The following is a 15,202-nucleotide window of genomic DNA, read 5'->3' as shown; positions in this document are numbered from 1 at the left end:
GACGGGTCGACGTGACCTGGAGCCGTTCTGGCCTTCCCGTCAGCACCACGACTTCGACCGGGTGTGTTGTCGCGCGACGAACGCGCCGGCCCTGTAACGCCCGGATCATTTCCCGGCCTTCGGCCGCCGCGCACCGTGTACGTCCCTCGACGAACCCTTCGCGCGAAAGAGCTGACGTCCCATGGCGACCACCCCTTCCCTCTCCTCCCCCGTTCCCGCCGCCCCCGTCCCGCCCGCCCGTGCCCGGCTGCGTGCCGTCGACCGGGACGACGTGGCGGCCGTGGCCCAACTCCTGCCGCCCGGCGCCACCCTGCTGCCCGCACCGCCGGACGCCGTGCCCGTGCTGCCCGGCCGGCCGCCGATGGTCGGCTACCTGGTGCTGGTCCCCGCCGACCGGCAGCCGCCCTTCCCGCAGGCCGCGCCCGCTCCCGCACCCGCCGACGCGGCCAGGGACACCGACGCGCTGATCCGGGTCGACCCGGTGCGCCGCACCGCCGAGGTCGGCGGGCGTCAACTCGATCTGACATACCTGGAGTTCGAGCTGCTCGCGCATCTCGTGGCGCACCCGGACCGGGTCCACACCCGGGACCGGCTGGTGTCCACGGTGTGGGGGTACGGCCATGTCGGCGACGGGCGGACCGTCGACGTCCACATCGCGCGGCTGCGCCGCAAGCTCGGCCCGGAGTTCCGTGACGCCATCCGCACCGTGCGCCGCGTGGGCTACAAGTACGTGCCGCCCGTGCGGCGCTGAACCCGGTCCGGTCTGCCGACAGCAGAGCGCCCTTCCCCCGTGCCGTCCGCCGGGGCAGAGTCGCCGGTATGAGACTTCTGGTGCTGGGTGGTACGGAGTTCGCGGGCCGGGCGGTCGTCGACGCGGCGCTCGCGCGGGGCTGGGAGGTGACCGTCTTCCACCGGGGACGGCACGCGGCGCCGGACGGCGTGCGCCCGCTGCTGGGCGACCGGACGGCGGTGGACGGCCTGGCGGCGCTCGACGAGGACCCGGGCACCTGGGACGTCGTCGTCGACACCTGGTCGTCCGCCCCGCGCGCGGTGCGGGACACGGCGCGGCTGCTGCGGGACCGCGCCGGGCGGTACGTGTACGTGTCGACCCGCTCGGTGTACGCGTGGGCGCCGCCCGCCGGGTACGGCGAGGACGCGCCCGTGGTGGAGGGCGCCTCCCCGTACGCCGGACCGACGGACTACGCGCGGGACAAACGGGGCGGGGAGCTGGCCGTGGAGGAGGCGTTCGGCGCGGACCGGTCGCTGCTGGTGCGGTCCGGGCTGCTGCTCGGGCCGTACGAGAACGTGGGCCGGCTGCCCTGGTGGCTGAACCGCATGGCGCGCGGCGGTCCGGTGCTCGCCCCCGGCCCGCGGGACCTGCCCCTGCAGTACGTCGACGTCCGCGACCAGGCGGAGTGGATCCTGGACGCGGCCGGGCGGGGTCTCGGCGGGCCGTACAACCTCACCTCGCCGTCGGGGCACGCCACCATGGGCGAGCTCCTCGAGGCCTGCGTCCAGGTGACCGGGGGTCCGGCCGAGCTGCGGTGGACGGCGCCCGAGGTGATCCTCGACGCCGGGGTGGAGCCGTGGACCGAGCTGCCGGTATGGGTGCCGCCGCACACCGGCCTGCACGACACCCTGCACGCGGCGGACGTCTCCCGGGCGGTCGCCACCGGGCTGCGCTGCCGCCCGGTCCTGGAGACCGTCGCCGACACCTGGGCCTGGCTGCGGCAGATCGGCGGCACGGCCCCGCAGCGCCCGGACCGCACGTCCAAAGGGCTGGACCCGGAGACCGAGGCGAAGGTGCTGGCCGCGGCCTCGGGGGTGTAGGTGGCCCCACCCCCGGAGCGGGGGCCGGGCCCAGTGTGCGGACGGCCGGCGACGGCGAGACTGGGCCCATGACGACCGGGGCGGACGGACACGGCAGGGCGGGCGCGGCACGGGGCTTCCCGCTCGCGGCGGTACGAGGGCTGGCGCTGGCGCCGGTGTCGCTGCCGGGCGCGGTGGTGTGCTTCGTGACGGCCGTGGTGTCGATCGGCCTGATCCCCGTCGGCGTCGGCATCGTCACCACCCCGTACGTGCTGAAGGGCGTGCGGGCGTTCGCGGACCTGCGGCGGGTGCTGGCGGCCGAGTGGGCCGGGGTGCGTATCCCGCGCGTGTACAGGCCGCTGCCGAAGGACGCGAACCCGTGGGGGCGGACGTTCGGGATGCTGGGCGATCCGGCGACCTGGCGTGACCTGCTGTGGCTGCTCGTCGACATGACGGCCGGGTTCGCCACCGCGGTGCTGACGGCCGCCCTGCTCCTCTACCCGCTGGAGGGGATCGCGGTGGCGGCCGGGCTGTGGCGGGTGCTGCCGGACCCGTGGTGGTACGGCTTCGTGCCGGTGTCCGGGCAGGCGACCGCGCCGGCCGCCGGAGCGCTCGCCCTGGCGCTGCTCGCGGCCGGGCACTTCACCGCCGTACGGGTGCTGCGCGCGCACTTCCTGCTCGCGCGGGCCGTGCTGGCGCCGGGCGGGAGCGAGCTGGCCGAGCGGGTGCGGGTGCTGACCGAGACCCGGCGGGACGCGGTGGACGCGTCCGCCGCCGAACTGCGGCGCATCGAGCGGGACCTGCACGACGGGGCGCAGGCGCGTCTGGTCGCCGTCGGCATGGACCTGGGGACGGTCGAGGCGCTCGTCGAGCGGGACCCGGCGCGGGCGCGGGAACTGCTGGCGCGGGCCCGGCAGTCCTCCGCGGAGGCGCTGACCGAGCTGCGGGAGCTGGTGCGGGGCATCCATCCGCCGGTGCTGGCCGAGCGGGGGCTCGGGGACGCGGTGCGGGCGCTGGCGCTGCGGCTGCCGGTGGCCACGGAGGTGAACGTGTCGCTGCCCGGGCGGGCCGAGGCGCCGGTGGAGTCGGCCGCGTACTTCGCCGTGAGCGAGGTGCTCGCCAACGCGGTGAAGCACTCCGGCGCGGACCGGATCTGGGTGGACGTGCACCACGCGGAGGGCCGGCTGCGGGGCACCGTCACGGACAACGGGCGGGGCGGCGCGGTGGTGGGGTCCGGTTCGGGGCTGGCCGGGGTGGAGCGCAGGCTCGGTACCTTCGACGGGGTCCTGGCCGTCAGCAGTCCCGCGGGCGGCCCCACCCTGGTCACCGTGGAGATCCCGTGCGCGTTGTCCTAGCCGAAGACCTCTTCCTGCTGCGCGACGGCCTCGTCCGGCTGCTCGAGGCGCACGGCTTCGAGATCGCGGCGGCGGTGGCGTCCGGGCCCGAGCTGACCCGGGCGCTGGCCGAGGAGGAGCCGGACGTGGCGGTGGTCGACGTGCGGCTGCCGCCGACGCAGACCGACGAGGGGCTGCAGTGCGCGCTGGAGGCCCGGCGCAGGCGGCCCGGGATGCCGGTGCTGGTGCTGTCCCAACACGTGGAACGGCTGTACGCGCGGGAGCTGCTGGCGGACGGGGCCGGCGGGGTGGGCTATCTGCTGAAGGACCGGGTGTTCGACGCGGAGCAGTTCACCGACGCGGTGCGGCGGGTGGCGGCGGGCGGCACGGCGATGGACCCGCAGGTGATCCAGCAGCTGCTGGCCCGGCGGTCCGCCGAGGACCGGCCGCTGGAGCGGCTGACGCCCCGGGAGCGGGAGGTGCTGGAGCTGATGGCGCAGGGGCGGACCAACGCGGCCGTCGCGGCGCGGCTGGTGGTGACGGAACGGGCCGTCGCCAAGCACACCGCGAACATCTTCGCGAAACTGGGCCTGGAGGTGTCGGACGACGACAACCGCCGCGTGCTGGCGGTTCTCGCGTATCTCGACCACGGCCGGTGAAACCGGACGCCGTGATTCACCCCGGGTGGGGTACCCGCAACTCCCGGTATTCACAAGCCTGTTGAAACCTACGGGACCGCACTGACTTCGCACCGATTCCTGTGACGGGTGAACACCCGTGGGACGGGGCGCGTACTCATGGGCGCCGCTTCCCCTCACGGGCGCCTCGATGCCCCGCAAGGGATGCCCCGCAAGGAAGTCAGAGGAGTTCCATGGGACGCAACACGAGAAAACGCCGTACACCGCTGGCCACCAAGGTGATAGCCGGGGCGGCGGCCCTGGCGATCGGTGGGGGCGGTCTGGTCTGGGCCAACTTCTACGCCTCGGCGCACGAGAAGAACGGCGGGCAGAACACCACCAGGTCGGGGCAGGCACGGGTCGCCACGATCAACTGTCCCGACGTCGGCCAGAAGCTGACCAAGGTGCCCCGCAAGGCGCGCTGGGGCGTCGCGCGTGAACTGGCCCGGCTCGACCGGCAGATCACCGACGCGTACACGCGTCTCGCCGAGACGCGCCAGGCGCAGGCGGGCGACGCGAGCTACGTCGACAACGCCATCCTCGCCCCGCTGAAGGACAAGCGGGCGGCCACCCTGGACCGCATCAACATCAACATCAAGCGGGCCGGCGGCCAGGAGCGCGACCTCGGCCGGTTCGCCCGCTGCCAGGGCGTGCCCGCCGAGCAGCCCGGCAACGGTGACGGCGGCCAGGGCGACGGTCAGGACGGCGGAGGCCAGAACGACGGCGGCCAGAACGACGGCGGCCAGCAGGACGGCGGCCAGAACGGCGGCGGTCAGGACGGCGGCCAGGACAACGGCGGCCAGGCCGGGAACGGTCCGGCGGCGGACGACTTCATCCGCATCGAGGACGTCCAGCCGGGCACCCGCAACCTGCCCAACGGCCTCCCCGCGAACGGTGACTCCGGCTCGACCGGCAGCTTCACCACCGTGTGCGGCACCAACGAGAACGCGCTGCGCAACTCGGACAACGTGATCGTGGCCCCCGGCGTCAGCAACGGCGCCCAGCACCAGCACGACTACGTCGGCAACCAGGCCAACAACGCCTTCGCGAGCGACGAGGACCTGGCGGGCGGCGACACGAGCTGCCAGAACCAGGGCGACCGGTCGTCGTACTTCTGGCCGGTGCTGCGGATCCAGGACGGTACGCAGGACATCGACCAGGACCAGCCGGGCGGCGGCCAGGACGGCAACGTGGGCAAGATCGTCGCGCCCACCGAGGTGAACCTGACGTTCGTCGGCAACCGCACCAGCGAGGTCGTGGCGATGCCGCGGGCGCTGCGCATCATCACCGGTGACGCCAAGGCCTTCACCAACGGCCTGGGCAACGCCAACACCGCGTGGAGCTGCACCGGCTTCGAGGACCGTCAGGTGACGGACAAGTACCCGATCTGCCCCGAGGGCAGCGGCGTGGTCCGTACGACCGCCTTCCAGAGCTGCTGGGACGGCCAGAACACCGACAGCGCCAACCACCGCACGCACGTCGCGTTCGTCGGCGAGGACGGCAGCTGCCCGAACGGCTTCCAGGCCATCCCGCAGCTCCAGGTCCGCCTGGTGTACGACAACATCCCGGCACCGCAGGTGGACAACGGGCAGCTGGTGAACCCGTACGCGGTGGACACCTTCCCGGAGCAGCTGCACAAGCCGATCACCGACCACAACGACTTCATCAACTTCTTCGACGAGAACGTGATGAACGAGATGGTCGAGTGCATCAACAGCGGCCAGGACTGCCAGTAGACGGCAGGGCCGCTGAGGAACCCCCGGGGAACCGAGGGGACTGAGGGGAACTGAGGGAAAAGGGAGAAGGCCGGCGGTGGGAGATCCCACCGCCGGCCTTCTGTCGTACCGGTGACTCGAGCGGGTCAGCCGTGGTGACCGCCCTTGTTGTGGCTGCCGCCGGGGTTCATGTGCTCGGAGCCCTCCTCCAGCTCGCCGCCGAGCTTCGTCCGCAGCGCCTCGACCGTCCTCTCCTCGCCGACGGCGACCCACTTGCGGCCGACGAGGTAGTAACCGCCGTAGTCCTTGGCCGTGCTGAGCCACTCGGCCTGGCCGCGGTCGGTGGAGAAGGTGGCGAGGACGTACTTCTCGCCGCCCTTCCCGCACAGCGCCTGCCGGATGGTGTCGGCGTCGGTCTGCATGTCCGGGTCGCACTTCGCCTCGGCGGCCAGCTTCTCCAGGCTGCCGGTGGCGGTGGGCGGCACCTCGTGCCCCCCGTGGCCGCCGGACCCGCAGCCCGCCAGCGCCAGGGCCGCCACCGCGCAGGTCAGCGCGAGCTTCGGTCGGGTCACCCTCATGTGTTCCTCCGGTCCTGACGGCGACATCGTGGGGCGGCGACATGCCGCTCGGAGCCCCGGCGCGGGGCTCTCGGCATTCGATACGGCTGCGGCGCGCCGCGCGCTCAATCGCCGCGCCGGGTCCGCGCGGCCGGTGGCCGGAAGGACGCGGGTGTCAGGTGACCAACGGCGGATTCGCTCGTTCTGCTGAACGTGCAGTCACAGGATGCCGCCGCCCAGTCCCCCGCGCCCTCCTCCCCGGCCGGTCCGGCCGTGGACGTCGAACAGGCCGAGGCCGCGCTCGTCGAGCACTATCCGCGGCTCGTGCGGCTCGCCTACCTGGTGCTTCCGTCCCGTATGGGCCGCACCCGGCGGGTGCTCACCGCGCACGCGCTGGTCCAGCGGGCGCTGCCCCGGGGCACGGCCGACGCGCCGCTGATCCCCGCGCAGAGCGCCGGCCGGGACGGCGACCCCGGGTACGCGCTGGTGCGGCTGCAGGTGGTGCGGTCGGCGCTGGAGGCGGGTCTGCCGCTGCGCCGCCGGGGCCTGCCGAAGCGGGCCCAGCTGCCGCCGCTCCTGCCCCAGGTGTGGGGGTTGCGGGTGTTCCCGAGGCCGGGCGGCGCCGACGAACTGGCCCTCGACCAGCGGCTGTCGGGGCTGTCCGGTCCCGCCCGTGCCGCGCACGCGCTGCGCGGTCTGGAGCTGCTGCCGGACGCCGACGTGCGCCGGGTGCTGGACGACGCGGGCGTCGCGGACCCGGACGCCGTTCTCGTGGAGGCCGACTCCGTCCCCGACCCGTACCGGCTGCTCGAGTCGCCCGAGTTCGACCCCTGTTCGCTGCAGGCCCGGCCGACGGACCTGCTGCGCCGCCGCCGGCATCTGAAGGCCGCGCTGGTCGGGGCGGCGGCGCTGGCGGTGTGCGGGGCGCTGCTGTCGCTGCCCGGGGACGGCTGGGGCGCCGACGGCCCGGCCGCTCCCCCGTACGCGCGCAATCCGGCCGCGCAGGCCGCGCTCGACCCCGCGAAGCTGACCCGGGTGCCGGCGTCGGCGTGGAAGTCGTCGGCGCGTACGGACTTCTCGGTGTGGCCGGCGCGGGGCGCGCTCACCGGCGACCGGGCGCTGCTGCGCCGTGCGCTCGCCGTGTGGGCGCGGCCTGGTGAGGGCGTCACGGCGTCGGCGACCCCGGGCACCCCCACGGGCGGGCCCGCCGGACCGCCGCAGCTGCTGTACGCGGGCACGGTGGACGCCGCGCGCGTGGTGATCCTGTACGACGGCTGGCGTCTCGCCCGGTACGCCGAGCCGGAGCAGGGGGAACAGGGCGCGGTCCTGGACCTGGCGCGGGTCGACGGGGCCGGGCGGACCGGGGCGGGCGCGGTGGTGCTGAGCCGCTCGGACGGCAACGTCCGCTTCCTGCTGGCCCCGTGGGTGAGCGGGGCGGGCGAGCGGGATCTGCGCGAGCCGGACGAGGGCGCGAAGGAGCTGCCCCTGGAGGACGGGGTGACCGGGCCGTTCGTCTCCGGTCAGGGGCGGGAGCCGTGCACGGCGTGGAACGCGCTGGAGCTGACCGACGGCGCGGACACCCGGCTCCTCACCGACCTGGGCGAGCTGGTCCCGGCGCGGCTCACCACCGGCCGCCCGGGCGAGGTGAAGGACGTGTCCGGCGAGACGGCGCTGCGGACGTGGGAGCCGTACGCCTGCTCGCTGGCGGTGATGCGGTCGGCGGGCGTGCGCAGCGTCAACGCCTGGGCGTACGCGGAACAGCCGCTGCCCGGCACCGACGAAGAGGCCGAGTGGCTGTGCACGCGCGGGGAGACCTGGCGGGGCACCGGGGCGCGGGTGCTGGCGCAGTTCCATTCGCCGGGCGCGCGGTACGGGGCGGTGGCGGCGCGCGCGGAGAACACGCCGGCCTGCGGGAAGCGGCAACCGGACGTACTGGCGGGGGTGTTGTGGAAGTCCGCCGGCGGCACCTGGTACCTGCTCGCGGCCGGCAGCGAGGGGGTGACGTCCGTGGAGGCGACCGGCGGCATCGAGGGCAGGGCGAAGGACCGGCTGCTGTCGGTACGCGCCGAGAAGGGTGCGAGGGCCGACCTCGAGGGCACACTTGAGGACGGGGGGTCGGTCGGCGGGCTGCGGTGATCCGGGGGAACACCGGTGTCGGCTCCGGCCCGTGGGAGGCCGGAATCGATCGGTAAGGTGTTCGTATGAGTACCGGGGTGCGTCGGAGGATGGGAGTCGAGGAGCGCCGGCAGCAGTTGATCGGCGTGGCTCTCGAACTGTTCAGCAAGCGTTCCCCGGACGAGGTCTCGATCGACGAGATAGCGTCCCGCGCGGGCATCTCGCGCCCGCTCGTCTACCACTACTTCCCCGGCAAACTCAGCCTGTACGAGGCCGCGTTGAGGCGGGCGGCGGAGGACCTGTCGTCCCGGTTCGCCGAGCCGCACGAAGGCCCGCTGGGGTCGCGGCTGCGGCGGGTGATGGCGCGCTTCTTCGACTTCGTGGAGGAACACGGCCCCGGCTTCTCCGCCCTGATGCGCGGCGGCCCCGCCGTGGGCTCCTCCACCACCAACGCCCTGGTGGACTCCGTGCGTCAGGCCGCCTACGAGCAGATGCTGGCGCACATGGGCGTGGTGGGCCCCGCGCCCGCCCGCCTCGAAGTGGTGGTGCGCTCGTGGATCTCGCTGGTGGAGTCGACGGCGCTGATCTGGCTGGACGGGCGGCGGGTGCCGCGCGAGGAGCTGGAGACCAAGCTGGTCCAGGACTTCGCGGCCCTGGCCGCGGTGGCGGCGGCCCGCGACGAGGAACTCGCCACGCTGCTGCGGGGCCTGCTCAAACAGGAACCGGGCGACGGCCCCTTCACCGACCTCGCCACCCGGATGATCTCGCTGGCCCAGGAATGAGCGCGGTGACGACGCGGGGCCTGGTCGTCGGGACGACCGTGGGCACCGGGGAGCGCAGGCACACGGAGGCCACCGTGGTGGCGCACGTCGGGGGAAGCCGGGCGGAGGCGCTCGCGGAGCTGGAGCGGCGGGCGCGGGCGTATGTGCCCGCCCATCCCTTCCACCACGACCGCCGCCGCCTGCTCAGGGACGGCGACGGCTTCCTGCTCGTCGTCGACGGGGCGTGGCGCTCCCAGCGGGACGAGGACGGCGTGCCGGTGGTGCCGGCGTGGCTGGGCCGGCCCGACCTGCACTGAGGGCTACTCCCCCTCGAACTTCCGGTAGGACGGGTCCAGGTCGCGAATCTCGGCCGAGGCGTGCAGCATCTGGCCGTCGGCCGGCTTCACGTACTGCCGCAGCAGGTCAAGGGCCGTCTCCGTGAGGCGGGACTTGGTTTCGTCGGTGCGGCCGGGCAGCAGGGCGATGTGGACGTGGACCAGTGCGTGGCCCTCGGTGTCGGGGCCGACCACCGGGTCCTCGGTGCGCCGGAAGCGCGTCTTGCAGGCGGGCGGTTTCGCCGCCGCGATCTCCACCACGGCGGAGTGCAGGTCCCGGGCGAACGCGGGCCGGTCGAAACCGTCCGCGAGGTTGTCCGAGTAGTCGACGGTGATCTGCGGCATGGGCCCTCCTGGTCCAGGTCAGGAGGGCCCACACTAGCCGCAGCCACGGTCAGCCGGTCAGCCGGCGGTGAACACCGCCACCGTGCGGGCCGGCACCGTGAACGTGCCGGTCGCCGTCGCGTAGGACGAGGTCTTCACGACCGCGTCCCCGCCCGCCGCCTGCACCGGGTGCAGACGGTGGTCCGTCCCGGCGAGCGCGGCGACCCGCTGCTGCTGCCGCTCCGGCGTGGCGTTGAAAACCACGACCAGGTCGCCCAGCCTCATGGTGATCACGCCGGGCGTCTCGTCCTTCCCGGACAGCGGGAAGGAGAGCCGGGACTGCACCTGCTCGGCCGTGTCGAGGGAGAACACCTTCTCCGTCGTACGGATCTTCAGCAGGTCCCGGTACGCGGCCGAGGCGCCCTCGATCTGCGGGCAGCCCACCGTGACGGATCCGAGGAGCGGCTCGGCGTACGGCCACTTGTCCTTGTTGTCGGCGGCCGGCGGCAGACCCCGGCCCATGCCGTTGCCGTCCGCGCAGTTCCAGTGGATCGCGTTGAACCAGTCGCCGCTGTCGAAGGAGTTGCGGTCCAGGGACTTGGAGCGCAGCAGGTCGGTGCCCGCCTGGGAGAGCGCCGGGCCCTGCGAGAGGGCGGCGGTCGCCATGGCGAGGACCTGCATGCGCGCGCGGTCCGCGGCCGGGGTGTCCTTCGGCAGCTTGAAGGCGAGCGCGTCGAACAGCGACTCGTTGTCGTGCGCGTCCGCGTAGGCGAGGGCGTCGCCGGGGGCGGCCGCGTAGCCGGCGGGTGCGCCGTTGTAGTCGACCTGGGAGCCCTTGACCTGCTTGCCGTCGGTGTCGGTGAACGTGTAGCCGGCGAGGTTGCCGCTCAGGCCCACCTTGATGAGGTCCTGGTAGTGCAGCAGCCGGGCCTTCTGCTCCGCCGGGGTGCCGTTGGCGGCCGAGGAGTTGGGGTCGGTGTAGAGACCGGAGGCGAAGCCCTGCACGCCGGGGTCCTCGTCGAAGGGTCCGCCGCCGCGCACGGCGTCACGGGCCCGGTCGGAGAAGGTGGCGATGCCGGTGCCGGCCATGTTCTTCTGCGTGGCCTGCTCGAAGCGGGCGTCGTCGGCGATCTCGCCGAAGTTCCAGCCCTCGCCGTACAGGATGATCTTCTTGCCGTCGACGCCGTCCTTCTTCGGCGTGAGGGCGTCGAGGGCCTTGCGGACGGCGAGGATGTTCTCCTTCGGGTGGTGGCCCATGAGGTCGAAGCGGAAACCGTCGACCTTGTACTCCTTGGCCCAGGTGACGACCGAGTCCACGACCAGCTTGCCCATCATGGCGTTCTCGGGCGCCGTGTTGGAGCAGCAGGTGCTGTTGGCGACGGAGCCGTCGGCGAGCAGCCGCTGGTAGTAGCCGGGGACGATCCGGTCGAGCACGGAGGTCTTCGCCTGGCCGTGGGCGGCGGTGTGGTTGTAGACCACGTCCATCACCACGCGCAGGCCGTCCTCGTTGAGCGCCTTGACCATCCTGCGGAACTCGACCGTGCGGGCCGTGCCGTCCGGGTCGGTGGCGTAGGAGCCCTCGGGGACCGTGTAGTGGTACGGGTCGTAACCCCAGTTGTAGGCGTCCTTGGCGGCGGCCTTGGCGACGCACTCCTGCTGCTTGTCGGAGCCGGCCGGGTAGGAGGCGAGGTCGCAGTCGACGGTCACCTGGTCGGACTTCCGCTCCGGGATGGTGGCGATGTCGAACGCGGGCAGCAGGTGCACGTACGAGGTGCCGGCCTGGGCCAGCTTCCGCAGGTGCCTGCTGCCGTCGCTGTCCTTGTCGGTGAACGCCAGGTAGGTGCCGGGGTGCTCGGCCGTGCGGTCCTCGACGGAGAAGTCGCGGATGTGCAGTTCCTGGATCTGCGCGTCCTTCAGCGGCACGGCCTTGGGCTTGGTGTAGCCGTCCCAGCCGCGCGGCTGGAGCGACCGGTCGGCCAGGTCGACGACGAGGCTGCGCTCGGAGTCGGTGGTCAGGGCGGTCGCGTACGGGTCGGTGACCTTGTTGGTGACCACATCGCCGGCGGCGGGCGCCCACACGGTCACCGCGTACCGGTACTCCTTCCCCTTCCAGGAGGCGGGGCCGGTGACGGACCAGACGCCGGTGGCGTCGTCGCGGCGCATGGCGACCGTGCGGCCGCCGATCTCGAGGGCGACCTTCCGCGCGGTCGGCGCCCACACGGAGAGGGTGGGCCGGCCGTGGCGGAAGACCGGGCCGAGCTGTGCCCTGGTGGCGCCGGAGGCGTACAGGTCGTCGAGGACGCCGGCGGTCTGCACGCCGGTGGCCGCGAGCACGGCCCCGTTGGCGGCGCGCTGGGTGGCGACGACCTGGCCGCGCAGGGCCTCGCGCACCCGGTCGCGGTCACGCGGGTCGACCGTCCAGGCGGTGCCCTTGGCGAGGTGGGGGAACTCCGCCTTCTGCGCGTCGGTGAGGGCCGACTTCGTCAGGCGGATCCAGCGGGCGTCGCCGGTGTCCAGCTTCCCGTCCTTCACCACGACCGAGCCGGTGCGGGAGGCGAGGAGCTGGGTGGAGGCGGCCGCGGCGGAGCCGTCCCAGACGAGGGTGGAGCGGTCGGTCCAGACCGCCTTGGAGGTGGTCAGGTCGAGGGCGGCCGCGGACCCGGCGGGCTGCGGCAGCAGGTACTTCTCCTGCCCGCTCACCAGCCACACCTCGTGGCCGTTGGCCTTGAGGTCCAGCGACCGGTCGGTCGGGAGGTCCTTCTCGTCGCCCTTGTGGAGGATGTAGCTGAGGCTGGTCGCACCCTCGGCGAGCGGCACCTCGAACACAGCGCCGTACGCGTCGGTCTTCACCGGCTCCAGCGGCTTCGACCAGTCGGTGGGGTTCGCGGCGCCGGTCCAGGTGTGCAGGCCCCAGCCGTCGTACTTCCCGTCGGCGCGGTGGTAGTGCAGGACGGCCTTGGTGGTGTCCTGCGCCGGGTACTCGGGCCGCTCGGTGGTGACGGTCTCGTCGCCCTGCTTGATCCAGATCTCGCCGGTGCGGGTCACGTCGATGGTGCGGTCGGTCGCGACGTCCTTGTTGCCGTCCTTGTCGACGACGAGGAAGCCCACGTCGGAGGCGCCCGGCTTCAGCTTGACCCAGGCGAAGGCGCCGTAGGCGTCGCGGCCGGTGAAGGCGTGGCCCGTCGGCCACTCGGTGGCCTCGCCGTCCGCCAGGTCGCCCCAGGCGTACAGGCTCCAGTCCGCGTAGTCGCCGTCGGGGCGCTGGTAGTGGACGATCGCGTAGTCACGGGAGGCGGCGGCGGGCTCCTCCTCGGCGGGCGGGGTGCCGGTCGTGGAGGCGGCCAGGGCGCTCGCGGTGCGGCCGGCCGAGTCGATCACGACGGCCTTGTAGCGCAGGGCGGTGCCGGCGGGCACCTCCTCGCCGATGGTGTGGGTGACCTTGTAGGGGGCGTGGTCGGCGGAGCCGAGCGTCTGCCAGGTGCCGTTGCCTGTCTGGGCGGCGAAGACGACCCGGTTGAGCCGGCCGCCCTGGACGTCGGCGGTGACCTCGACGGTGCCGGTGGCGCCCGCCTCGGGGGCCTTCAGGGTGAGCGTGGGCTTCGCCTCGGGCTTGGCGAGCGGGGCGGCGGCCCTCAGGACGATCGCGGAGCGGGCCGGGACGGAGACGGTGATCTTCTTGTCGGCGTCGCTGCGCACGGTCGCGTCGGTGCCGTGGACGCCCTTGAAGGTCATCCCTGCGGAACCGGTCGCGAAGGTGGCCTGCCTGGTCTGAGCGGCGTTGTTGAAGGCGACGACGTACTCGGTGGTGTCCTTGCCGGCCGCGGTGCGCGAGAAGGCGTAGACGCCGGGGCCGTCGTCGGCGTACCGCTCCTGCTGGACGCCGTCGGTCAGCGCCGGGTGCGCCTTGCGGAGCTCGGCGAGGGCGCTGATCTGCCGGTACAGCGGGGAGCGGGTGTCGTAGGTGTCCTCGGCGTGGGTGCGGTCGGTGCCGATCAGGTCGTCGTCGAGGTAGTCGGCGGTGCGGGACGCGAAGAGGGTCTGGCGGGCGTCCTTGTCGCCGCCGGCGCCGGTGAAGCCCTGCTCGTCCCCGTAGTAGACGACCGGGTTGCCGCGGCTGAGGAACATCAGCTCGTTGGCGAGCATGGCCCGCCGCAGCAGCTCCGCGTCGGACGCCTCCGGGTTGTCCTGCTTCAGGAACGTGCCGATGCGGCCCATGTCGTGGTTTCCGAGAAAGGTGACCTGCTCGTACGCGTTGGCCTTGTCGGTCGTGTACTTGAAGTCGTCACCGAAGACCGAGGCGAGCTTCTTGGCGCTGCCGCTCAGGGAGGCGTACGTGCGGGCCGCCTCCTGGAAGGGGAAGTCGAGGGTGGCGTCGAGCCGGCCCTGCGTGACGTAGGGGGCGGTGACGTCCGTGTCGGAGGAGAACACCTCGCCGAACATGAAGAAGTCGTCCCTGCCGTGCTTCGCCGCGTACGCGTCGAGCGCGGTGGCCCACTGGGTCCAGAACTCCATGTTGACGTGCTTCACGGTGTCGATCCGGAAGCCGTCGATGTCGAAGTCCCGCACCCAGCGCTGGTAGATCTTCTCCATGCCGTCGACGACCTCGGGACGCTCGGTCCACAGGTCGTCGAGGCCGGAGAAGTCGCCGTACTCGGCCGACTCGCCGGCGAAGGTGGAGTCGCCGCGGTTGTGGTACATCGACGTGTCGTTGAGCCAGGACGGCACCTTGAGGCGCTTCTTCGCCGCGGGCACCACGGGGGTGCGCGGGAAGGCGCCGGCGTCCACGCCCGGGAACTTCCGCGTGCCGTCGGCGTAGTCGGAGTCGTCGAAGGGCACGCCGTCCTTCGTCAGGTACGGGAAGGCGCCCTTGGAGAGGTAGTCGTAGGACTTCTCCTCGTAGTCGACGACGTCGGCGGTGTGGTTGGTGATGACGTCGAAGAAGACCTTCATGCCCTTGGCGTGGGCCTTGTCGACGAGGGTCTCGAGGTCCTGGTTGGTGCCGAAGTGCGGGTCGACCTGCGTGAAGTCGGTGATCCAGTACCCGTGGTAGCCGGCCGAGGCGTCCTTGCCGGTGCCCTGCACGGGCTGGTTCTTGAAAATCGGCGCCAGCCAGATGGCGGTGGTGCCGAGCCCCTTGATGTAGTCGAGCCTCTGCGTGAGCCCCTTGAGGTCGCCGCCCTGGTAGAAGCCCTTGTCGGTCGGGTCGTACCCGTGGGCGAGGCGCGAACCGGTCAGTCCGCCGCGGTCGTTCCTGGGGTCCCCGTTGGCGAAACGGTCCGGCAGGACGAAGTAGAACTGCTCCCGCGTCAGGTCGTGGCGCGCCGGGGAGGAGGCGAGCTTCGCGTCCGAGGGGGGCGCGGGCGGGGTGGCGGCTCGGGCGGCGACCGGCTGCACGAGTGCCGCGGCGAGCGCGGCCACCGTGACGGCGGCGACGCGGCGGCCCCGCGCGGTGCGGCGCCCCGGGGGCGCGGGCCATCTGGGTATCAAGGCGTGAACTCCTTGCGCTTACGGCTCATTGGGTCCGACCCCACGCCCCGGCGGGGACTGTTTCGGCCACATCACCGGAGCGTCGGCG

General features: G+C 73.0%; 11 protein-coding genes. 8 read left to right on the top strand and 3 right to left on the bottom strand.

The window, feature by feature from the left end:
• Positions 1-181: 181 nt before the first annotated feature.
• From ACQY0Z_RS14295 to ACQY0Z_RS14275, 5 genes are all read left to right on the top strand, one after another.
• Positions 182-751, top strand: coding sequence for a winged helix-turn-helix domain-containing protein (locus ACQY0Z_RS14295; protein WP_189896648.1), 570 nt, complete (start codon positions 182-184; stop codon positions 749-751).
• Between the two features lie 68 nt (positions 752-819).
• The gene (locus ACQY0Z_RS14290; RefSeq protein WP_439812370.1) at positions 820-1,830 is read left to right on the top strand and encodes an NAD-dependent epimerase/dehydratase family protein; all 1,011 of its coding nucleotides are present in this window, start codon (positions 820-822) and stop codon (positions 1,828-1,830) included.
• A 68-nt stretch (positions 1,831-1,898) separates the two neighbouring features.
• A complete protein-coding gene (locus ACQY0Z_RS14285; RefSeq protein ID WP_439812369.1) occupies positions 1,899-3,164 on the top strand; it encodes a sensor histidine kinase in 1,266 nt (421 codons plus the stop codon).
• Positions 3,149-3,802 (top strand): response regulator, encoded by a 654-nt coding sequence (locus ACQY0Z_RS14280; RefSeq protein ID WP_381730151.1) that lies wholly within the window; start codon positions 3,149-3,151, stop codon positions 3,800-3,802. Before ACQY0Z_RS14285 ends, ACQY0Z_RS14280 begins: the two co-directional genes overlap by 16 nt.
• A 212-nt stretch (positions 3,803-4,014) precedes the next feature.
• Positions 4,015-5,556: a DUF1996 domain-containing protein gene (locus ACQY0Z_RS14275; RefSeq protein WP_189896642.1), complete on the top strand. Its 1,542-nt coding sequence runs from the start codon at positions 4,015-4,017 to the stop codon at positions 5,554-5,556.
• A 125-nt stretch (positions 5,557-5,681) separates the two neighbouring features.
• Here the strand turns inward: ACQY0Z_RS14275 and ACQY0Z_RS14270 are convergent, their stop codons facing one another.
• A complete protein-coding gene (locus tag ACQY0Z_RS14270) occupies positions 5,682-6,113 on the bottom strand; it encodes a hypothetical protein (protein WP_189896640.1) in 432 nt (143 codons plus the stop codon).
• A 192-nt stretch (positions 6,114-6,305) separates the two neighbouring features.
• Here ACQY0Z_RS14270 and ACQY0Z_RS14265 point away from each other — a divergent pair, with 192 nt between their 5' ends.
• From ACQY0Z_RS14265 to ACQY0Z_RS14255, 3 genes are all read left to right on the top strand, one after another.
• Entirely contained in the window at positions 6,306-8,228 is a 1,923-nt protein-coding gene (locus ACQY0Z_RS14265) for a hypothetical protein (protein ID WP_439812368.1), read from the top strand.
• Between the two features lie 65 nt (positions 8,229-8,293).
• Positions 8,294-8,989, top strand: coding sequence for a TetR/AcrR family transcriptional regulator (locus ACQY0Z_RS14260; RefSeq protein WP_189896637.1), 696 nt, complete (start codon positions 8,294-8,296; stop codon positions 8,987-8,989).
• Positions 8,986-9,285 (top strand): hypothetical protein, encoded by a 300-nt coding sequence (locus ACQY0Z_RS14255; protein WP_381730154.1) that lies wholly within the window; start codon positions 8,986-8,988, stop codon positions 9,283-9,285. The genes ACQY0Z_RS14260 and ACQY0Z_RS14255 overlap by 4 nt, the downstream gene beginning before the upstream one ends.
• Positions 9,286-9,288: 3 nt before the next feature.
• On the opposite strand, the gene ACQY0Z_RS14250 is transcribed toward ACQY0Z_RS14255, so the two are convergent.
• Entirely contained in the window at positions 9,289-9,648 is a 360-nt protein-coding gene (locus ACQY0Z_RS14250) for a 5-carboxymethyl-2-hydroxymuconate Delta-isomerase (RefSeq protein ID WP_189896634.1), read from the bottom strand.
• Positions 9,649-9,705: 57 nt separating this feature from the next.
• Positions 9,706-15,114: a pullulanase-type alpha-1,6-glucosidase gene (gene pulA, locus ACQY0Z_RS14245; protein WP_439812367.1), complete on the bottom strand. Its 5,409-nt coding sequence runs from the start codon at positions 15,112-15,114 to the stop codon at positions 9,706-9,708.
• Between the last annotated feature and the right edge of the window lie 88 nt (positions 15,115-15,202).

Origin of the sequence: Streptomyces sp. P9-2 (assembly GCF_051903975.1) — a bacterium.
In the GTDB taxonomy this organism is placed as follows: domain Bacteria; phylum Actinomycetota; class Actinomycetes; order Streptomycetales; family Streptomycetaceae; genus Streptomyces; species Streptomyces cellulosae.
This window is presented reverse-complemented; position numbering and strand designations above follow the sequence as displayed.